The sequence below is a fragment of the Paraburkholderia terricola genome, from assembly GCF_900142195.1.
In the GTDB taxonomy this organism is placed as follows: domain Bacteria; phylum Pseudomonadota; class Gammaproteobacteria; order Burkholderiales; family Burkholderiaceae; genus Paraburkholderia; species Paraburkholderia terricola.
On record NZ_FRAB01000007.1, the window covers coordinates 50,284 to 71,036 of the forward strand.

Sequence of the window (20,753 nt, forward strand, 5' to 3'; positions counted from 1 at the left end):
GAGAGAGGCCGGCTGCCGTTACCGCATGCGACGGCTGCATGCGATGCGGCACGGGCGCCGGCAAGCCGCGAAGTCCGCCGGCGCGCCCGGTTCTTGTGTGTCGTGCCGGGTCGCGCCGCGCAAACGTGTGTTCGCGGCAGCGAACGACAATTTAATCCAGGCGGGCGAGAAGCGCAAAGGGTTTAGTCATGCGCGAGACGTGCGGCGGGTGCGGCTCGCGGGCCGATTGTCCGTCGGTTCAGCCTCGCTTACCCACGATTCGAGCAATCGTTCACGCGGCATTCATGCGCCGTACATGCGCCATTCACGTTTTGTTACGGGTTTCTCGGCGGCATCGACGCCGCGCTTTTCGCCGCCGCATGAATCTCGGGTACCATCGGGCGCGACGCGCGCCGCCGCGCGGTTTGCCCGGCGTTCGCGGCAGCCGGCCCTGGCATGGCGCGTGCGTTTTCGTTCAGTCGTGCGCCACGAAGCGCCGTCAACCTGTGTCCTTTCGAGCGTAGCCGTCACGTCATCCGATGAAGCCCGCCACCGGCCGCAAAGGCCCTCCCCGTCTCGTTGCCCGTTTCGTCGCGATCTCCTGGCGCGATCTGGCCGTCTCGTTCGGGCCGATTCTGCTGATCGCCGTCGCGGCCATCTGGGTCGCCGTGCGGCTGATCCAGCCCGCCCCGCCCAGCACGCTGACGATCAGCGCCGGCCCCGAAGGCAGCACCTTCTGGACCGCGGCGCAAAAGTACAAGGAGATCCTGGCGCGCAACCGCATCACGCTGAACGTGCTGCCCTCCGAAGGCTCGCTGCAGAATCTCAAGCGGCTTTCGGACCCGAACTCGGATGTCGACGTCGGCTTCGTGCAGGACGGCGTCGCGCCGGCCCAGGCGAGCGGCGGCCTGATGTCGCTCGGCAGCGTGGCATACGTGCCGCTGGCGATCTTCTATCACGGTCCGACGATCGCGCGGCTCGCCGAATTCAAGGGCCAGCGGCTCGCCGTCGGCGCCGAGGGGAGCGGCACGCGTGAGCTCGCGCTCGCGCTGCTCAAGGCCAACGGCATCGTGCCGGGCGGCTCGACCAAACTGCTGCCGCTCTCGGGCGACGACGCCGCCGAGGCGCTCGTCTCCGGCAAGGTCGACGCGGCATTTCTGGCTGGCGACTCGGCGCAACCGGCGGTGATGGGCAAGCTCTACCGCACGCCGAACGTGCAGTTCTACGACTTCACGCAGGCCACTGCCTACACGCGCCGCTTTCCCTATCTGACCGAACTCACGATGCCGATGGGCGCGTTCGACCTGGGCAAGAACCTGCCGTCCGCGCCGATTCATCTGGTGGCGCCGACCGCCGAACTGGTGGCGCGCGACTCGCTGCACCCCGCGCTCTCGGATCTGCTGATCGAAGCCGCGCGCGAGGTGCACGGCAAGGCCAACATCATGCAGCGCGCCGGCGAATTTCCCGCGCCGCTCGCGCACGACTTCCCGATCAGCGACGACGCCGCGCGCTACTACAAGTCGGGCAAGAGCTTCCTCTACCGGATCTTGCCGTTCTGGCTCGCGAGTCTCGCCGACCGTCTGCTGGTGGTCGTGGTGCCGCTGATCGTGTTGCTGATTCCGGCGCTGCGGCTCGTGCCGTCGCTGTATGCGTGGCGGGTCAAGTCGCGGATCTATCGGTGGTACGGCGCGCTGATCGCGATCGAGCGCAGCGCGCTCAGCGAATATTCGGCCGCCGAGCGCGCGTCGCTGATCGAACGGCTGGACGCGATCGAGGAGTCGGTCAATGGTCTGAAGATGCCGCTCGCTTACGCCGATCAGTTCTATGTGCTGCGCGAGCATATCGGCTTCGTGCGCGCGCGGCTCACGCAAAGCCGCGATATTCAGCGCGACGCGCCGGACGAGAAAGACGCCGGATCGCCGCCGCCGACACCGCCCACGCCGTCCGCGGCGAACGAAGCGGCCGAAATCGGCGAGACGCCCGAAGACACCGGTCGCAAACCCTAGTGACCGGTGCAAGCAGCGAGCGCACCGCGTAAGATCATTACAATTCCGACAATCCAGCAGACGCACCGTTCTGAAAAGCAATCCGGGAGACATTCATGACCGTTGGCATCGACGCCAGGCAGCCGCTGTGGTTCTACGATTTTGTCTCGCCGTTTACCTATCTGTTGCTCGAGCAACACGATAAATGGCCGGGCTTCGACTTCGTGTTCACGCCGATCGTGCTGAACGACCTGTATCGCCACTGGGGCCAGCTGCCGGCCTACAGCGTGCCCGCCAAGCGCATCTTCATGTATCGCCACGCGCTGTTTCGCGCGGAGCAACTCGGCATTCCCTACAAGATGCCGCCGGCTCATCCATTCGATTCCACCAAGCCGCTGCTGCTCGCCACCGCGGCGAATGGCGACATCGCCTTCGTGCGCGAGATTTTCCGCTTCATCTGGCGTGAAGGGCGTGATCCGTCGAGCGACGAGGCATTCGCCGAGTTGTGCGAGCGCGTCGGCGTTCCCGACGGGCCCGAACTCATCAAGAGCGAGGAAGTGAAGGCGCAATTGCAGCGCAACACGGCGGATGCGATCAGCCTGGGCGTCTACGGCGTGCCCACCTTCCGTCTGAACGAGCAGTTGTTCTGGGGTGAAGACGCGTTGCCGATGGTGCTGTACTGCGCGCGCACGCCGAACTGGCTCGACTCGGCGGAGGTGAAGCGAATCAGTTTGCTGCCCTCGGGCCTCCCGAACAACTGAGCGCGGGGCAGAAGTCGGCCCTGGTTCGCGGCGGCGCGCCGAACACGCACTTGCGCGCCACGCGGTGCGCAACAGACTGCTGCGATCCGCGTGCCCGCCGTGGAATTGCCGCGATCCGCGCGAGCGAATGTGTGCAGCCGTGGCGTCGCAAAAGCGCGGCTGATGCCGGCCATACCGCGCCTGCTATGGCCGCCACACCGCAAACGGGCCTAAGGTAATAATCTTTGCGCCCCGCTACGCGAGTGGTGGTGCGCGAGAGGTTCCGTAAGCACGCCTTGTCCGCGCCCGATCCGCTCGCACCGCCTCGCCTGAACCATGGACGACACCGCCGCCTCCCTCGATATCTGGCTCGTGCGCGTGCTGCGCACGCTGCTGGTCGAGCGCAGCGTCACGCAGACCGCGCTGCGTCTGAATCAGACCCAGCCCGCCATCAGCACCGCGCTGCGCAAACTGCGCGAGACGCTGAACGACCCGATCCTCGTGCGCGGCAAATCGGGCATGGTGCCGACCGAATACGGCGAATCGCTGCTGGCCTCCGCGCAACGCGTGCTGCGCGAAGTGGATTTCGTCGCGACGCCGCACGGCGACTTCGATCCCGGCCGTTCGCGCCGCACCTTTCGCGTGGCCGCGCCGGATTATCTGAACGACTTTTTCATGCCGACGGTGATCGCGCGGTTTCGCGAGTCCGCGCCGCATGCGCGGCTCGAAATCGATTCGCTGAGCCCGATGCTCGATCATTCCGCGGCGCTCGAGGCCGGCGAACTCGACCTGGTGATCGGCAACTGGCCGAAGCCCGATCCGCGTTTCGAGCGCAGCGATCTGTTCTCGGATACGGTGGTGTGCCTGATGCGCGCCGATCATCCGCTGACCCGCGCGCCGTTGACGCGCGAAGCGTATCTCGCGGCGCCGCATCTTGCGCCCACGCCCTACAGCGGCGCGCGCGGCGGCGCCATCGACATTGGTTTCGCGCGGGCGCGCGCCGAGCGGCGCATCGTCGCCACGCTGCCCTACTTCGGCCTCGTGCCGCAAACCCTGCTGCAATCGGATCTGATCTTCACGACCACGCGGCGTTTCGCGACGCACTATGCAAGCATCCTGCCGCTCGCTGTTGTGGAGGTGCCGATTCCGTTTCCGCGCATCAAGTGCTATCAGATGTGGCATCCGCAGCCGGACAGGCCTAGCGACATCGGCTGGTTGCGCGCGCTGATGTCGCAGGTGTCCGATGGGCTGGTCGCGCAGAAGGTGCGGCGCGTGAAGCGGGCGGGCACGAAGGCAACGTCAGGCGGATAGGGCCGACGTTTTGGTTCGGAGGTAGGCGCTGGATGTCGGGCGCGTTGCTTCGACTGCCTTGCTTCGACTGCCTTGCTTCGACCGCCTTGCATGAGGCGTGGCCCCGCCGCGCTCACCCGCTCGCGCAAAGCACCCGCGTCACCGCTTGTGCCGCTGCCCGCCGCGCCCGCACCTGCAACAGCTCCGCGCACACCGCCACCGCGATCGCCGGGGGTGCCTTATCGACGATGCCGGCCACGCCGATCGGACACGTCATCTCCACGAGCCGCTCCCGAGCCACGCCGCGCTCGAGCAAACGCCGCTCGAACTTCACGCGCTTGGTCTTCGAACCGATCATGCCGAAGTAGCTGAAGTCGCGCCGCCGCATGATGCGTTCAGCCAGCGAAAAATCGAGCGCGTGGTGATGCGTCATCACGAGGAAGTAGGCACCGGGCGGCGCGGTGTCGACGATTGCATCGGGCGTGTCCGTCGCTTCGATCTGCACGTTGGCGGGCGTTTCGTCGGGAAACAGTTCGTCGCGCTCGTCGACCCACTGCACGACACACGGCAGGCTGCCGAGCAACGTGACGAGCGCATGGCCGACATGCCCCGCGCCGAACAGCACGATATGCAGCGGCGCCGGACGCGGCGCTTGCAGTGCGCCGCGCCGGCCGGTCCGAACGGACGGCAACTCGTTCATGGCGATCATTCCAGTTGGGTTCGAGTCGTGCATCATGGCCGCGCTTGCGTTCAAAGTTTACTGCCGCGCCGCCGCGCGCGCCGCCCGCACCGCGCCGACTGCCTTGAGGATTTCCTCGCTCGTCGCGGGCGCGTTCAGCGGCGGATTGACCGTGTGATCGCCGACCGCCGAAATAGCGTCGCGAATCGCAAAGAACACCGAGAACGGCAGCAGCAGCGGCGGCTCGCCGGTCGCCTTCGAACGATGGATGCTGTCCTCCGCATTGCGGTTAGCGAACAACCGCACATTGAAGACCGGCGGCGTATCGTTCACGGTCGGAATCTTGTAAGTGGACGGCGCGTGCGTCATCAGCTTGCCGTCCGCGTTCCACCACAGTTCCTCGGTGGTGAGCCAGCCCATGCCCTGAATGAACGCGCCTTCCACCTGGCCGACATCGAGCGCGGGGTTCAGCGACGCGCCCACGTCATGCAGCGCGTCCGCGCGCAGCACGCGCATTTCGCCGGTCAGCGTGTCGATCACCACTTCCGACACCGCCGCGCCGTACGAGTAGTAGTAGAACGGCCGGCCTTGCAGCTTCGCCTGGTCCCAATGGAGCTTCGGCGTCGCGTAGAAGCCATCCGACCACAACTGGATGCGCGCGAGGTAGGCCTTGGCGATCACTTCCTCGAACGGCACCACCGTCTCGCCGACGATCACGCGATCGTGAGCGAACCGCACGTCGGCGGCGCTCACCCGCCCCGCGCCGAAACGCTCGGCGGCGAATGCCGACAAACGCTCGCGCAACTGGCGCGCCGCATCCTGAGCCGCCTTGCCGTTCAGATCGGAACCGGTCGATGCGGCCGTCGCCGATGTATTGGCGACCTTGCTGGTGTCGGTCGCCGTGACGCGAATGCGCTTGAAGCCGACGCCCAGTTCATGCGCGACCACCTGCGCGACCTTCGTGTTCAAGCCCTGGCCCATTTCGGTGCCGCCGTGATTCACCAGCACCGAGCCATCGGTGTAGATGTGCACGAGCGCGCCGGCCTGGTTGAAGTGCGTCACGTTGAACGCGATGCCGAACTTGACCGGCGTGAGCGCGAGCCCCTTTTTCAGCACGTCGTTGTTCGCATTGAAGTCGTTGATCGCCGCGCGGCGCGCGCGGTATTCGCTGGTCGTTTCGAGTTCGTCGATCAGTTCGTGAATCACGTTGTCCTCGACGATCTGGCCATACGGCGTCTGATTGCGCTCGGTCTTGCCGTACAGATTGCGGCGGCGCACGTCGAGCGCGTCCGCGCCGAGCGAACGCGCGACGTTGTCCATGATGTATTCGATCGCGAACGCGCCTTGCGGACCGCCGAAGCCGCGGAACGCGGTGTTCGACTGCGTGTTGGTCTTGCCGCAGAAGCCGTCGATTGTCACGTCCGACAGCCAGTACGCGTTATCGAAGTGGCACAGCGCGCGCGTCATCACCGGACCCGACAGGTCGGCGGAAAAACCGCAGCGCGAGGTCATGTCGACGCTCACGCCGTCGATCACGCCGTGCTCGTCGTAGCCCACTTCGTACGTGTAGTGAAAGTCGTGCCGCTTGCCGGTGACCATCATGTCGTCGTCGCGATCGGGGCGCAGCTTCACGGGGCACAGCAGCTTCCACGCGGCGAGCGCCGCGCAGCACGCGAACAGACCCGATTGCGATTCCTTGCCGCCGAACGCGCCGCCCATCCGCCGGCATTCGATCAGCACGTTATGCGACGCCACGCCCAGGGCGTGCGCGACCAGGTGCTGCATCTCGGTGGGATGCTGGGTCGAACAGTAGACGTGCATGCCGTCGTCGTCCTTCGGCACCGCGTAGGCAATCTGGCCTTCCAGATAGAACTGCTCCTGACCGCCGAGCAGCATCTCGCCGGCATCGCGATGCGCGGCGCGGGCGATCTTCGCGGCTGCCGCGCCGCGCGCGAGTTTCATCGGCGGCAACACGGACTGGTTGGCGGCGCGCGCCTGCTGCGCGGTGAGAACCGCGGGCAGTTCCTCGTAGACGACTTCCGCCCGGCGCGCCGCGAGACGCGCGGTTTCATGCGACGTCGCGACCACGATGAAGATCGGCTGACCGATGTATTGCACGACACCGTCCGCGAGAATCGGATCGTCGCCGTGGATGATCGGGCCGACGTCGTTGGCGCCGGGAATGTCGCCGGCGGTGAAGATCGCGACCACGCCGGGCGTGGCGCGCACTGCGTCGAACGACATCGACACGAGCCTCGCGTGCGCTTTCGACGACAGGCCGAGCGCGGCGTGCAACGTGCCGGCGAGCGTCGGTATGTCGTCGGTGTAAGTGGCGCGGCCGCTCACATGCAAATGCGCGGATTCGTGCGGACGCGAGACGTGGACCTGAGTGAAGTTTTCCTGATCCTGAAGGTCTTTCAGGAACGGCTCGGCATGCTGGTTCATTGTCGTGTTCTCCGTAGGCTCGCGGCGTATCAGGCGTTCGCGCACGCCGCGGCGACCGCGCGCACATCCAGCGCGCTTTTCGGCAGCGGATCGTTCGGACGCGTTTCGAGCCAGAAGCGATACAGCGTGTTCTTCGCCGCTTCGAGGCGGTAGTGGCTGGTCGCGCGCATGTCGGAGAGCGGCGCGTAGTCGTTGCCGAGCGCGAGCATCGCGGCCTGCGCGGTGGCCTCGTGCCAGTCGGCGTCGCGCAAGACGGCTTCGGCGTGCGTCGCGCGTTTCGGCGTGGCGGCCATGCCGCCGAACGCGATGCGCGGCTCGCGGATCACGTTGCCGTCCGCGATGAAGGAGAACGCGGCGCAGACGGCCGAGATGTCGGAATCGAAACGCTTCGAGAGTTTGTAGGTGCGAAAGTGCAGGTTCTTGCGCGCGCCGGTGCGCGTCGGCACCTTCAGCCCGACCACGAATTCGTGCTCCGACATGTCCTTCTTCTGATACGCGAGGTACAGGTCTTCGAGCGGCATCTCGCGTTCGATCTCGCCGCCGCGCACGATCACGCGCGCGCCGAGCGCGATCAGGCCGGGCATCGAATCGCCGATCGGCGAACCATTCGCGATGTTGCCGCCGAGCGTGCCCGCATTGCGGATCGGCAGCGACGCGAAGCGCAGCCACATTTCGGTAAGTTCGGGGTAGTGCCTCGCGAGTTCCGCATACGCCTTTTCGACGGTGACACCCGCGCCGATCGCGATCCAGTCGTCGTTCGTTTCGAGCTTCTGCAATGCGGCGATCTGGCCCACGTAGACAACGTTGCCGAGTTCGCGCATCTGCTTGGTGACCCACAGGCCGATGTCCGTGCTGCCCGCGAGAATGCGCGCGGCCGGTTCAGCTCGCTTGATCTTCGCGAGCGCTTCGACGGTGCGCGGCGCATTGAACCGCTGGCCGGCGTGCTGATAGTGGAAGGTGTCGTCGCGCTCGAGCGTGGCGAGCGTTCTGGCGAGCGCGCCGATGTCGAGCGGCGCTTTCGGCGCGGGCGCTTCGAACATGCGCACGGCCGCGTCGACGATCGGACGGTAGCCCGTGCAGCGGCACAGGTTGCCGGTGAGCGCGTTGCCGATCGCTTCGCGCGACGGCACGGTTTTGTTCGCGCAGCCGTGTTCGTGGCCGTGCTTTTCGTACAGCGACCACATCGACATGACGAAGCCCGGCGTGCAGAAACCGCACTGCGAGCCGTGGCACTCGACCAGCGCCTGCTGTACCGGATGCAGCGAGCCGTCCGGCTGGCGCAGGTCTTCGACGGTGAAGAGCGCGCGGCCGTCGAGCGTCGGCAGGAACTGGATGCACGCGTTGACCGCCTTGAAGTCGACGCCGCCCGCCTCGTTGCGCTCGCCGATCACGACCGTGCAGGCGCCGCAGTCGCCTTCGGCGCAGCCTTCCTTGGTGCCGGTGCAATGGGCGTCCTCACGCAGATACTGCAGGACCGTGCGCGTGACGGGGGCGTCCTCGATCTCGCGGATCGCGTTGCGGTGGTAGAAGCGAATCGGCTCAGTCATGTCTCGTTGCTCTCGAAGGTGACGGTTCGAAAACTATCACCGTCAATAAAGGCAACCCATAGCGGGGGCCGCATGCGGGACATATCCGCGAGACGATAAAGAGACGGGTTCGAGTGACGATTGGCTTATGTAGCAGGGGTGGTTTTGCCGCTCTTTTGCTGTTTACGCGGCTAACCGGCCATCATTCGCCCATGCCGAAGGCGGGAAAAGGACGTTTCATGGAGCCAAAACCGATCACTATGTGGATCTTGCGCCAGCCTTTGGTCCGACGAATTATTAAGCAACTCCTGCAAGAGAATCGGTTCCATGGGAAAATCACGCCTTCCCGCCGTTTTCAAGTCTCGTTTTCCCCATGTCCACCGACTCAGCGACACCTCGCAGCGAATTTGCGACGACCCTGCAGATCATTCCAGTCGTCTTTTTCACGTTTCTTTGCTACCTGACGATCGGCATTCCGCTGGCGGTGCTGCCCGGCTACGTCCACGACGACCTGGGTTACAGCGCCGTGCTCGCGGGCGCGGCGATCAGCGTGCAATACCTGGCGACGCTGGCCTCGCGGCCGTTGGCCGGCCGTTCGGCGGATACGCTGGGGCCGAAGCGCACGGTGTCGATCGGTTTGCTAGGCTGCGGCGCGAGCGGGATTCTGTTGTTGCTGGCGGTGTTGTGCGAGGGCTGGCCCGTGCTGAGCCTGGGGCTGCTGGTGTGCAGCCGCCTCGTGCTCGGATTCGGCGAAAGCCTCTGCGGCACGGGCGCGATTCTATGGGGCATCGGCCGGGTGGGCACGACCAACAATGCCCGGGTGATTTCGTGGAACGGCATCGCGACGTATGGCGCGCTCGCGGTCGGCGCGCCGCTCGGGGTCGCGATTGCGCATACGGTCGGCTTTGCCGCGCTGGGCATTCTGGTGATCGCGCTGGCGGCGCTCGGCTTCTATCTGGCCCGGCCGATGGCGCCGGTCCCTGTCGTGCATGGCGAGCGGATGTCGTACCGCAGCGTGTTCACGCGGGTGTTGCCGCACGGTATCGGGTTGGCGCTGGGGTCCGTCGGCTTCGGCTCGATCGCCACTTTCATCACGCTGTTCTATGCCGCGAAGAATTGGCCGAACGCGGCTTTGTCGCTGACGGTGTTCGGCACGCTGTTCATCGGCGCGCGTTTGTTGTTCGCCAACACGATCAAGACCTACGGCGGGTTTCGTGTGGCGATTGTTTCGTTCTCGTTTGAATGCGTCGGCTTGTTGATGCTGTGGCTGGCGCCTGAGCCGCATATCGCGCTGGCCGGGGCCGCGTTGACCGGCTTCGGATTCGCGCTGGTGTTTCCCTCGCTTGGGGTGGAGGCCGTCGGGCTTGTGCCACCTGCTAGCCGTGGGGCGGCTCTGTCGGCTTATTCCGTGTTTCTCGATCTCTCGCTTGGGATTACCGGGCCGTTGGCCGGGTATATCGCCGGGGAGTTTGGGTATGGGTCGGTGTTTCTGTTTGCCGCGGTCGCGGCGGCTGCGGCTGGGGGGCTTTGTTGTTTGCTTTATTTGCGGAATGTTAAGGTGACTGATTTGCCTGCGGCGCTCTAAGGGTTTTGCTTTTTTTTGCCTTCGCGGCGCTTCGGTTGTTTGCTTGCGGGGTTGGCCTTTTCTTGCTTTCTTAGTGGTCTATTGGCGTTGCCCCTGTGCGGGGCGGCACTTACTTTCTTTGCCGCCGCAAAGAAAGTAAGCAAAGAAAGCGGCTCACACCGCTAGTTCTGAAGCGGGTCCCCTGGCTTCGAGGGGGCAGTGGCCCATCTGGAATCCGTGCCCTCGCGTATTCAATGTTAGTGACAAGGCAGTCATGCTTCCCGACTCGCGCTGTGCGCTCGTCGGAAGGGTCTGCCTGACAAACGGTGGGGGCGTTTGGGTAGTCGAGGTGCGCCGAGAGGCGCGACCACTACTTTCCCTCCGACAAGCCCCGCTCGAGCGCCGCTACGCCGGCCGGCAAGTCGACCTTGACGCCGAGGTCAACCATCGTTCTCCCAAGCGCGTGCACCGTGCGGAAAAGATTGTGCTCGCGGCACTGTTCCCCCATCTGCCCAATCCGCACGATCGGCAAACCGAAGGAGCCGGAAATCTCCACCTGATGCATCCGCGAAATATGCGCGCAGACATCGCCTGGACTGAGCCCGGCCGGCACCTCGATTCCCACCACCGAATTCAACCGGCACGCCGCCGGCGTATACAGTTGCAAACCCAACGCCGTCACGCCTTGCTGCAACGCCAGCGAGCATTTCAAATGCCGTGCAAAGCGCTTTTCCAACGTCTCGGCGCACACGAGACGCAACGCCTCGTGCAATGCCAGCACGCCCGACACCGGCGCGGTGTAGTGATACCCGGCGTTATGCCAGAAGTTCTCCGCCAACGACGCGTCCAGACACCAATGCGCATTCGGCGCCGTGCGCCCTTTCACCCGCTCCCACGCCGCGTCGGAAAACGCAATCAGCGACACGCCCGGAATCGACGACAGCCCCTTCTGCCCGCCCGTGATCACAGCGTCGATGCCCCACGCGTCCATCTCCAACGGCATCGTGCTCAGCGTGCACACCGCGTCCACGATGACCAGCGCGCCGGCCGCTTTCGCCAGCGCGGCAATGTCCTTCAGATGGTGGTTCCACACCGTATTCGATGTCTCGCCCTGCACCACCGTCACGATCTCGGGGCGCTCGCGGCGAATCGCCTCGGCGACCTGATCGAGACTCGCGACGGAACGGTCGTCGACGTCCAGCGTGCTCACCCGCGCGCCGACGCGGCGGCCCATTTCCGCCATCCGCTCGCTGAAGAAGCCGTTCCTGATGCTCAGCACACGCGTGCCTTCCCACGCGAGATTGCAGATCGCCATTTCCATCGCGGCCGATCCCGGTCCCGCCACGCCCAGCACCCATTTGGATTTCGTCTGGAACACGTAGCGCGCCATCGTCTTGACCTGGCCGATCACCTTCACCATCGTGCCGCCCAGGTGATTGATCACGACCGTGTTGGCCTTGGCGACGGCCGCGGGAATCGGCACGGGGCCGGCGCCCATCATCAGGAGCGGTTCTTCGGGAAGAATCGCGTCGAGCGATTCGACAACCGGACAGGGCACTGCGGAGGAAACGGAGGTGGAGGATGAAGTCGGCATGATCGATACGTGAATGTCAGGACGCAAAGGAGCAAGCGGCCTCGCCGGCAATACCGCCGGCGAGGCCGTCGGTCCGATCATTCACTGAACCGCGCGATTGCGCAAGTTGATTGCGCAAGTTTTTTGACCGTGCCTTGCCGCCAGGCGCCGCAATGATCGACGTGTCCAAACGCCGCCAGGCGCAATTGGCGCCACGCGCAATGAGCCGATGCCATAGCCGATGCAATGAGCCGACTCCAGACCTGCGCCTCGCGCGCTCCAGACGAATGACCTCAGCAATCGAGCGATCGTGCTGACTCACGAATCGACGGGTTGGTCAGCCCTCCGCGCCATGCATTGGCTACCGTATACTGGCTAGCCCACCGCCTATATGCCGCGCCCCTCAGTTCGCCTCGATTCGCCTGTTCAGCGCCGGCACGCAATTCACGGAGCCGCTCATGCGCATGATCCTGTTCAGCAGCCGCCAGTACGACAGCGACACATTCACCGAAGCCAATGCCGCGCACGCTTATGAACTGCGCTTTCAGGAGTCGCATCTCGACCTGGAAACCGCCGTGCTCGCGCAGGGCTATGACGTGGTCTGCCCGTTCGTCAACGACACCGTCGACGCGGCCGTGCTCGAACGTCTCCATGCCGGCGGCACCCGCCTGATCGCGCTGCGCTCCGCCGGCTTCAATCACGTCGACCTGGCCGCGGCCGAGGCTCTCGGCATGACGGTCGCGCGCGTGCCGGCCTATTCGCCGCACGCGGTCGCCGAACACGCGGTCGGTCTCATCCTCGCGCTCAATCGGCGCTTGCCGCGCGCCGTCGCGCGCACACGTGAAGGCGATTTCTCGCTGCATGGGCTGCTCGGTTTCGATCTGCACGGCAAGACCGTCGGGGTGATCGGCACCGGCATGATCGGCCGCGTGTTCGGACGCATCATGGCGGGCTTCGGCATGCAGGTGCTCGCCTACGACCCAGGCACGCCGGCCGACGATCTGCTCGCGCTCGGCGCGCGCTACGTGCCGCTCGACACGCTGCTCGCCGAGTCGGACGTCGTCAGTCTGCATTGCCCGCTGGTGCCGGCCACCTACCATATGATCGACAGCCGCGCGCTCGCGAGGATGAAACGCGGCGCGATGCTGATCAACACGGGCCGTGGCGGTCTCGTCGAAAGCAATGCGCTGATCGGCGCGTTGAAGGACGGCCAGCTCGGCCATCTCGGGCTCGACGTGTACGAGGAGGAAGGCGGCCTCTTTTTCGAGGACCACTCGAACCTGCCGTTGCAGGACGACGTGCTCGCGCGTCTGTTGATGTTCCCGAACGTGATCGTCACGGCGCACCAGGCGTTCTTCACGCGCGAGGCGATGAGCGAGATCGCGCAGACCACGCTCGGCAACGTCGCGGCATGGCGGGCCGGCACGCCGCGCAATGTGGTGAGTCCCGCTGGTTAAGCGCCAGTTTGGGCAGCAGCCTCAAGCGAGCCGCGCTCGCGGACCCCAAGCGCGAGCCCTAAGCGCCAACCCCAAGCACCAACCTCAATCGCCGCCTTCGCTCGTCAGCGTGGTCGGGCGGAGCGCGGTGCGGGCGTCGTCCGCGGCGCCGCAGATTTCGCGCAATAGCGCCGCCTCGCGCTCATGCACTTCCACCGGAAACCAGCGCGCCCCCGCGTCGGCCAGATAGCGCGCGCGATGCTGGCCGTTGCGAAACGCCACCACGCCTTCGCGCTCCAGACCCAGCCAGCCCAGCAGACCGGGCGCGCGACGCGTCGAGATCGTCACATACGGCATTTGCGGAATGCGCGGGTTCTCAGGATCGAGAAATTCGCGTATGCCGCGCACCTTGCCCGAGTGCCATTCGGCCACCGGCTTCAGAACATAATCGGTGTTGTCGCGGTCCGCGCAAACGAGCAGCTTGCGCACGTCGACGAGCACGACTTGATGCCGCGTGCCGTCCGCGTCGAAAACGCGTTGCAGGCATACGTGGTCGTACCATGGATGGTGATGCAAAGGCACGATCCAGACCGTGCCGGCAGAAGCCGGCATGGCGGCCGACGATGATTTGGACAAGGACAAAGGCAGGCTCGATAAGCTGGCGAAAACTCGCCAGCGCGTTAAAAGAGCGCTAACGCTACGAGCCGATTGTGAAAGAGGCATGACAGGCCACCGTATTAATCACACTGCATGAGCGGACTGCATAAGCATGCTTCGTGCACGCACTCCATGAGCGCTCGGGAACGCGCCTCGTCACGGAAGGGAACACGCTGACATCTACGGAAACGACGATGATAACCACCCAAAATTTCAATGAACATGTGCGTATCGAAGCCGACGAGGATACGGGCGTCGCGACCCTCGTTCTCGAGCGGCCCGCGCGGCGCAATGCCGTCGACCGCCCCACCGCCGATGCGCTCGCCGCCGCGTTCCGCCGCTTCGAAGCGGAGCCGGCCTGGCGCGCGGCGGTGCTGTTCGGCGCGGGCGGCACGTTTTGCGCGGGCGCGGATCTCAGCGCGCTCGCCGACGATACGCGCCGCAACGAACTGCACGCCGACGGCAGCGGTCCAGGGCCGATCGGCCCGACGCGCATGAGCTTCAGCAAGCCGGTGATCGCGGCGATCGCCGGACATGCGGTGGCGGGCGGTCTGGAACTGGCTGCGATGTGCGATCTGCGGGTCGTCGAGGAAGACGCGGTGCTCGGCGTGTTCTGCCGGCGTGTGGGCATTCCGCTGATCGACGGCGGCACGATCCGCTTGCCGCGTTTGATCGGACTGTCGCGGGCGCTCGACCTCATCCTCACCGGACGCGCGGTGAACGCGCGGGAAGCGCTCGACTTCGGGCTCGCCAACCGCGTCGTCGCGAAAGGCGAGGCGCGCGCGGCGGCCGAGCGTCTCGCTGCCGAACTGGCAGCCTTCCCGCAAGCGGCGCTGCTGGCCGACCGCCGCTCGGCGCTGGAAAACAGCCTGCTCGACGACTTCGCCGAGGCGCTGCGACGCGAAGGCGCGGGCGGCTATCAGGCGGTATTCGACGAGGGCGTCGCGGGCGCCGCGCGTTTTGCGCAAGGCGCCGGCCGTCACGGCAACGCGCTCGATCCAGACGAAAGCACCTGATGGCGCACAGCCGTCGCCCGGCGGAAAAGTACATTCCGTAGCGGCTTTTCAGCAAAAAACAACAGCCGCCTCGACGGCCAGCGGAACTGTTTTGACTTAGGTAGAATCCCCTACTGCTTTACCCTTGCACAGCGCATGCGTTTTCGCCCCGAAAACGCGCGTCTGTCGCGCGGCGCTTCACGTCGCGCCGAATCCCGTTCGATCATCATGCCTTTGCCCCTGCTCGCTCTCGCCGTTGCCGCCTTCGGCATCGGCACCACCGAATTCGTCATCATGGGGCTGTTGCCCGATGTCGCGCGCGATCTGTCCGTCTCGATCCCGGCGGCGGGCATGCTGGTGTCGGCTTATGCGCTCGGCGTCACGATCGGCGCGCCGATCGTTGCGATCGCAGTCGCCAACATGCCGCGCAAGAAAGCGTTGATGAGCCTGATCGGCGTGTTCATCGTCGGCAATCTGCTGTGCGCGATCGCGCCGGGCTACGCGGTGCTGATGGCCGCGCGCATCGTCACGGCGTTCTGCCACGGCGCGTTCTTCGACATCGGCTCGGTGGTGGCCGCGGGTCTCGTTGCGCCGAACCGTCGCGCGCAAGCCATCGCGCTGATGTTCACCGGCCTGACGCTCGCCAACGTGCTCGGCGTGCCGCTCGGCACCGCGCTCGGCCAGGCGGTCGGCTGGCGCGCGACCTTCTGGGCGGTAACGGTCATCGGCGTCGTCGCGGCGGCCGCGCTCGCCGTGTGCCTGCCCGCCAGGATCGAGATGCAGAAAGCGAGCCTCATGCGCGAATTCAGCGTCTTGAAGAACCCGCAAGTGCTGATGGTGCTCGGCGTCAGCGTGCTCGCGTCGGCCAGCCTCTTTTCCACCTTCACGTACATCACGCCGATTCTCGAGGACGTGACCGGCTTCACGCCGCATGCCGTCACTCTCGTGCTGTTGCTGTTCGGCCTCGGCTTGACGGTCGGCAGCACGCTCGGCGGCAAGCTCGCGGACTGGCGGCTGATGCCTTCGCTGGTGGCGTTTCTGCTGGCGATCGTCGTGATCCTGACGATCTTCGCCGGCACGATGCACAGCGAAATTCCCGCGATGATCACGATTTTCGCGTGGGGCGTGCTGGCCTTCGCGATCGTCCCGCCGCTGCAAATGCTGATCGTCGACCGCGCGAGTCACGCGCCGAATCTGGCGTCGACCTTGAACCAGGGGGCGTTCAATCTCGGCAATGCGACGGGCGCCTGGCTCGGCGGCATGGCGATCGGCGCGGGCGCGCCGCTCACCACCTTGCCGTGGCTCGGCGTGGCGACGTCGATCGGCGCGCTCGCGCTGACGCTGTGGTCCGTGTCGATCGACCGGCGCGCGCAACGCATGGCGGTCGCAGGGTAAGCCAGCTGCGGATCTCCGCGGGCTAGCACGCTTGATGCTAGTTTCATCGCACATTGCACGGCATTTCGCTGAGCGGGCCATGCGTTCATGGCGCCCACGCCGGCAATGCGGAGAACGCCATGCAAACTCTGCCCTTGTCGCGCCGTTTTTACCTGCTGAGCGCGCTGATCTTTCTCTGTGCGATGACGTTCGGAAGTTGTGGGGGCGGCGGCGATGAAGCCGCGACCGGCGCGGCGACAGGCAGCGGCGCCGGCGGCACTAGCGGCTCGGGCGGCTCGGGCACGTCCTCGGGCGGCACCGCGATGTCCGCCAAGGGCGACGTCGTGACCTATCACAACGACATCGCGCGCACCGGCCAGTACCTCGACGAAACCATCCTGACGCCGGCCAACGTCAACGCGGCAAGCTTCGGCAAGGTCGGCTTTTTCGCCGTCGACGGCAAGGTCGATGGAGAGCCGCTCTTCGTCGGCTCGCTGGCGATCGCGGGCGGCACGCACAACGTGCTGTACGTCGTGACCGAACACGACAGCGTATTCGCCTTCGACGCCGACACGGGCGCGCGACTATGGCAGGTCCGCACGCTGAAGGCGGGCGAAACGCCGAGCGACGACCTGGGCTGCGGGCAAATCACGCCGGAGATCGGCATCACGTCGACGCCGGTGATCGACCGCTCGCGCGGACCTCACGGCACGATCTATGTCGTCGCGATGTCGAAGGATTCCGGCGGCGGCTACCATCAGCGCGTGCACGCGCTCGATCTCGCGACGGGCGCGGAACTGCTGAACGGACCCACCGAAGTCGCCGCAAGCTATCCGGGCAACGGCGCCAACAGTTCGAACGGACGCGTCGTGTTCGCGCCTTCGTCATATGCCGAGCGCGCGGGTTTGCTCCTGCTCAACGGCATGATCTACACGACGTGGACCTCGCATTGCGACGCGGGCGCTTACACCGGCTGGATCATCGCCTACAGCGCCGACACGTTGCAGCAGACCTCCGTGCTCAATGTCACGCCGAACGGTTCCGAGGGCGCCATCTGGATGAGCGGCGCGGGCCCCGCGTCGGATGGCTCGTCGATCTATCTGCTCGACGGCAACGGCACCTTCGATACCACGCTGAACGCAAACGGTTTTCCGGCTCGAGGCAACTTCGGCAATACCTATCTGAAGCTGGGCACGGCGGGCGGGCTCTCGGTCGTCGATTACTTCGCGATGTCGAATATCGTGCAGGCGTCCGCCGTGGATGCGGATCTCGGTTCGGGCGGCGCGCTCGTGCTGCCCGATCTCACGGACGCGAGCGGCGCGGTTCGCCACCTCACGCTAGGGACGGGCAAGGACGACATCATCTACGTTCTGGATCGCGAGTCGATGGGGAAATTCAACGCCGGCGGCAACAAAATCTACCAGGAGATCGCGGGGCAATTGAGCGGCGGCGAGTTCGGCATGGCGGCTTACTTCAACGGCCGGATTTATTTCGGTTCGGTGGGCGACCATCTGAAGGCCTTCACGATCACTAACGCGCGCTTGTCGGCAACGCCGACCGGCCAGAGCGCGATGACTTTTCCTTATCCTGGGACCACGCCCAGCGTCTCGGCCAACGGCTCGGCGAACGGCATTGTGTGGGCGGCCGAGAACGGCAGCGTGGCGGCGTTGCATGCATTCGATCCGGCCAATCTCGCCACCGAGTTGTACAGCAGCAATCAGACGGGAACGCGCGATCACTTCGGCGCGGGGAACAAGTTCATCACGCCGATGATCGCTCACGGGAAGGTGTATGTCGGCACGACGAATGGCGTGGCGGTGTTTGGGTTGCTCGAGGGATGAGGGGTCCGTGGGTCCCGTGCCTTAGTTTCGCGCCGGCACGATCTCACCGACGCAGGTGCCGAAGCCCACGCGATAACCATCGCCCTGGCACCAGCCGGCAAGCGTCAGTTCGTCGCCGTCCTCGATGAAACCGCGCGTGCCGCCCTCCTTCAGCGCCAGCGGCTTCTTGCCGTTCCACGTCAATTCGAGCAGCGAGCCATACGAATCTTCCGTCGGTCCGCTGATCGTGCCCGAACCCATCAGATCGCCCACGCGCGTATTGCAGCCCGACACCGTGTGATGCGCGAGTTGCTGCGCCATCGTCCAGTACATGTGCTTGAAGTTGGTCCGCGAGATCGTGGTGGCCTGCTTGGCCTGCTGCGGGCGCAGCCTCACTTCGAGCGTGATGTCGAATGCATGCGCGCCATCGTGACGCAGATACGCGAGCGGCTGCGGTTCCTGCACCGGCTGCGCGACGCGAAACGGTTCGAGCGCTTCGAGCGTCACGATCCACGGCGAGATCGTCGTGGCGAATGTCTTCGCGTTGAACGGGCCGAGCGGCACGTATTCCCATTGCTGGATGTCGCGCGCGCTCCAGTCGTTCAGCAGCACCATGCCGAAGATATGCGCCTCGGCGTCCGCACACGCGATCGGCTCGCCCAACGCATTGCCGGCGCCGATCACGAAGCCCGTTTCCAGTTCGATATCGAGCTTGCGGCATGCGCCGAACACCGGACGCTCTTCGTCCGGCAGCTTCAATTGGCCGTTGGGACGGCGCACCGGCGTGCCGCTCACCACCACCGACGACGCGCGTCCGTTATAGCCGATCGGCATCTCTGACCAGTTCGGCAGCAGCGCATTCTTCGGATCGCGGAACATCGAGCCGACGTTCGTCGCGTGCTCCTTCGACGAATAGAAGTCGGTGTAGCCCGGAATCCGCACCGGCAGATGCAACCGCGCATCGGCCGCACGCACCAGCGCCTTCGCGCGCAAGCCGGCGTTGTCGCGCAAGGTCGCGGTATCGCGCGCGAGCAGGTGACTCAACTGAATCCGCACGCCGCGCCATGCATCGCGGCCGAGCGCGATGAAATCGTTCAACGTATCGCGCGCAAAAACATCGGCCTTCGACGCCGGCACGTTCAGCAATCCCGCCGCCTGCAACGCCGCCAGATCGACGATCTCGTCGCCGATTGCGACGCCCACGCGCCGCGCGTCGTTGTTGCTGTCGCTGAAAATACCGAACGGCAGATTCTGGATCGGGAAATCATGGTTCGAATCGTTGGCCGACTCGACCCAGCTCTTACGCGACGGATCGAGCGTCGCCTGAAGATCGCTCAATGCGCTCATCGTTGCTCCGGATTGAAATGTTTCTTGAGGCCTTGCCAGCACTCGTAGTAATGCGCCTGCAATTGCGCGGTTTCGAGCGCGAAGCGGGTCGGCTTGATCAGCGTGCGCGTTTCGAACATGAAGGCCATCGTGTCGCCGACTTTGCTCGGCGTCGACGTGTCGCTGTGCGATGCCTTCTCGAACGTGTCGGCGTCCGGCCCGTGGCCTGTCATGCAGTTATGCAGACTCGCGCCGCCCGGCACGAAGCCCTCGGCCTTGGCGTCGTACACGCCGTGCACGAGGCCCATGAATTCGCTCGCCACGTTGCGATGGAACCAGGGCGGACGGAAGGTATCCTCGGCGGCGAGCCAGCGCGGCGGGAAGATCACGAAGTCGATCGCGTCGACGCCCGGTGTGTCGCTTTGCGATTGCAGCACCAGAAAAATCGACGGGTCGGGATGGTCGAAGCTGATCGAGCCGATCGTGTTGAAGCGGCGCAAGTCGTACTTGTAGGGCGCGTAATTGCCGTGCCACGCGACCACGTCGAGCGGCGAATGGCCGATGTCCGCACGCCACAAGTTGCCGTTCATCTTGGCGACGAGTTCGAAATCGCCCTCGCGATCTTCATACGCCGCGTGCGGCGTGAGAAAGTCGCGCGGATTGGCGAGGCCGTTCGAACCGATCGGGCCGAGATCCGGCAGACGCAGCAGCGCGCCGAAGTTCTCGCAGATATAGCCGCGCGCCTGGCCGTTCGGCAGGCTCACCGCAAAGCGCACGCCGCGCGGGATCACCGCGATCTCGAACGGCTCCACGTCCAGCCGGCCCAGCTCGGTCGCGATATGCAGGCGCCCTTCCTGCGGCACGATCAGCAGTTCGCCGTCGGCGCTGTAGAAGAAGCGGTCCTTCATCGAACGGTTCGCCGCGTACAGGTGAATCGCGCAACCGCTCATCGATTCCGCCGCGCCGTTGCCCGCCATCGTCACCCAGCCGTCGATGAAATCGGTCGGCTCGGTCGGCATCGGCAAGGCATCCCAGCGCAGCTGGTCAGGCGGCGTGGGCGGCACCTCGGCGAAATTCGCCACGAGCCGCTCCGAAGGTAGCGGCGCGAAAGGCTTATGCACGGCCGCCGGACGAATCCGGTACAGCCACGAACGGCGGTTGTGGCCGCGCGGCGCGGTGAACGCGGTGCCCGACAGTTGCTCGGCATACAGGCCATAGGCCGCGCGTTGCGGCGAATTGCGGCCTTGGGGCAAGGCGCCCGGCAAGGCTTCCGTGGCGAATTCGTTCGCGAAGCCCGATTGATAGCCCGGCTCGATTTCTAGCCGTGAGCCGGCGGTAGCCGGCGTACCGGTGGCGGTGTTCAT

The 20,753-nt window shown here is 65.4% G+C and carries 15 protein-coding genes; 8 read left to right on the plus strand and 7 right to left on the minus strand.

Annotated elements, in window-relative coordinates:
• The first annotated feature begins 518 nt into the window (after positions 1 to 518).
• From BUE39_RS08200 to BUE39_RS08210, 3 genes are all read left to right on the plus strand, one after another.
• Positions 519 to 1,985: a TAXI family TRAP transporter solute-binding subunit gene (locus BUE39_RS08200; RefSeq protein ID WP_073428156.1), complete on the plus strand. Its 1,467-nt coding sequence runs from the start codon at positions 519 to 521 to the stop codon at positions 1,983 to 1,985.
• Positions 1,986 to 2,080: 95 nt separating this feature from the next.
• Positions 2,081 to 2,725, plus strand: coding sequence for a 2-hydroxychromene-2-carboxylate isomerase (locus BUE39_RS08205; protein WP_073428157.1), 645 nt, complete (start codon positions 2,081 to 2,083; stop codon positions 2,723 to 2,725).
• A 315-nt stretch (positions 2,726 to 3,040) separates the two neighbouring features.
• On the plus strand, positions 3,041 to 4,015 hold the full coding sequence (locus BUE39_RS08210) for a LysR substrate-binding domain-containing protein (protein WP_073428158.1): 975 nt from the start codon (positions 3,041 to 3,043) through the stop codon (positions 4,013 to 4,015).
• Between the two features lie 112 nt (positions 4,016 to 4,127).
• Here the strand turns inward: BUE39_RS08210 and xdhC are convergent, their stop codons facing one another.
• The 3 genes from xdhC to xdhA are packed head-to-tail and all read right to left on the minus strand — an operon-like array spanning position 4,128 to position 8,665.
• Complete coding sequence (gene xdhC / locus BUE39_RS08215; RefSeq protein WP_073428296.1) at positions 4,128 to 4,694, minus strand: xanthine dehydrogenase accessory protein XdhC; 567 nt, start codon at positions 4,692 to 4,694, stop codon at positions 4,128 to 4,130.
• Positions 4,695 to 4,751: 57 nt separating this feature from the next.
• Entirely contained in the window at positions 4,752 to 7,118 is a 2,367-nt protein-coding gene (gene xdhB, locus BUE39_RS08220; protein ID WP_073428159.1) for a xanthine dehydrogenase molybdopterin binding subunit, read from the minus strand.
• Positions 7,119 to 7,147: 29 nt separating this feature from the next.
• A complete protein-coding gene (gene xdhA, locus BUE39_RS08225; RefSeq protein WP_073428160.1) occupies positions 7,148 to 8,665 on the minus strand; it encodes a xanthine dehydrogenase small subunit in 1,518 nt (505 codons plus the stop codon).
• Positions 8,666 to 9,017: 352 nt separating this feature from the next.
• On the opposite strand from xdhA, the gene BUE39_RS08230 reads away from it, so the two are divergent.
• Entirely contained in the window at positions 9,018 to 10,229 is a 1,212-nt protein-coding gene (locus BUE39_RS08230) for an MFS transporter (protein WP_073428161.1), read from the plus strand.
• Positions 10,230 to 10,578: 349 nt separating this feature from the next.
• Here BUE39_RS08230 and BUE39_RS08235 read toward each other — a convergent pair whose 3' ends face one another.
• A complete protein-coding gene (locus BUE39_RS08235; protein ID WP_073428162.1) occupies positions 10,579 to 11,802 on the minus strand; it encodes a pyridoxal-phosphate-dependent aminotransferase family protein in 1,224 nt (407 codons plus the stop codon).
• Between the two features lie 437 nt (positions 11,803 to 12,239).
• Here BUE39_RS08235 and BUE39_RS08245 point away from each other — a divergent pair, with 437 nt between their 5' ends.
• Positions 12,240 to 13,238, plus strand: a complete 999-nt coding sequence (locus BUE39_RS08245) for a 2-hydroxyacid dehydrogenase (RefSeq protein ID WP_073428164.1) — start codon at positions 12,240 to 12,242, stop codon at positions 13,236 to 13,238.
• An 84-nt stretch (positions 13,239 to 13,322) separates the two neighbouring features.
• On the opposite strand, the gene BUE39_RS08250 is transcribed toward BUE39_RS08245, so the two are convergent.
• The gene (locus BUE39_RS08250; RefSeq protein ID WP_073428165.1) at positions 13,323 to 13,940 is read right to left on the minus strand and encodes a plasmid fertility inhibition factor family protein; all 618 of its coding nucleotides are present in this window, start codon (positions 13,938 to 13,940) and stop codon (positions 13,323 to 13,325) included.
• A 128-nt stretch (positions 13,941 to 14,068) separates the two neighbouring features.
• Here BUE39_RS08250 and BUE39_RS08255 point away from each other — a divergent pair, with 128 nt between their 5' ends.
• The 3 genes from BUE39_RS08255 to BUE39_RS08265 all read left to right on the plus strand — a co-directional run bounded on the left by BUE39_RS08255 (position 14,069) and on the right by BUE39_RS08265 (position 18,084).
• Positions 14,069 to 14,890 (plus strand): crotonase/enoyl-CoA hydratase family protein, encoded by an 822-nt coding sequence (locus tag BUE39_RS08255; protein WP_073428166.1) that lies wholly within the window; start codon positions 14,069 to 14,071, stop codon positions 14,888 to 14,890.
• Between the two features lie 207 nt (positions 14,891 to 15,097).
• A complete protein-coding gene (locus BUE39_RS08260; RefSeq protein WP_073428297.1) occupies positions 15,098 to 16,264 on the plus strand; it encodes an MFS transporter in 1,167 nt (388 codons plus the stop codon).
• 119 nt (positions 16,265 to 16,383) lie between these two features.
• Positions 16,384 to 18,084 (plus strand): PQQ-binding-like beta-propeller repeat protein, encoded by a 1,701-nt coding sequence (locus BUE39_RS08265; protein WP_073428298.1) that lies wholly within the window; start codon positions 16,384 to 16,386, stop codon positions 18,082 to 18,084.
• A gap of 21 nt (positions 18,085 to 18,105) precedes the next feature.
• Here BUE39_RS08265 and fahA read toward each other — a convergent pair whose 3' ends face one another.
• Together fahA and hmgA are read right to left on the minus strand one after the other, a co-directional pair.
• Positions 18,106 to 19,410, minus strand: coding sequence for a fumarylacetoacetase (gene fahA, locus BUE39_RS08270; RefSeq protein WP_073428167.1), 1,305 nt, complete (start codon positions 19,408 to 19,410; stop codon positions 18,106 to 18,108).
• The gene (gene hmgA, locus BUE39_RS08275) at positions 19,407 to 20,753 is read right to left on the minus strand and encodes a homogentisate 1,2-dioxygenase (protein ID WP_073428168.1); all 1,347 of its coding nucleotides are present in this window, start codon (positions 20,751 to 20,753) and stop codon (positions 19,407 to 19,409) included. The genes fahA and hmgA overlap by 4 nt, the downstream gene beginning before the upstream one ends.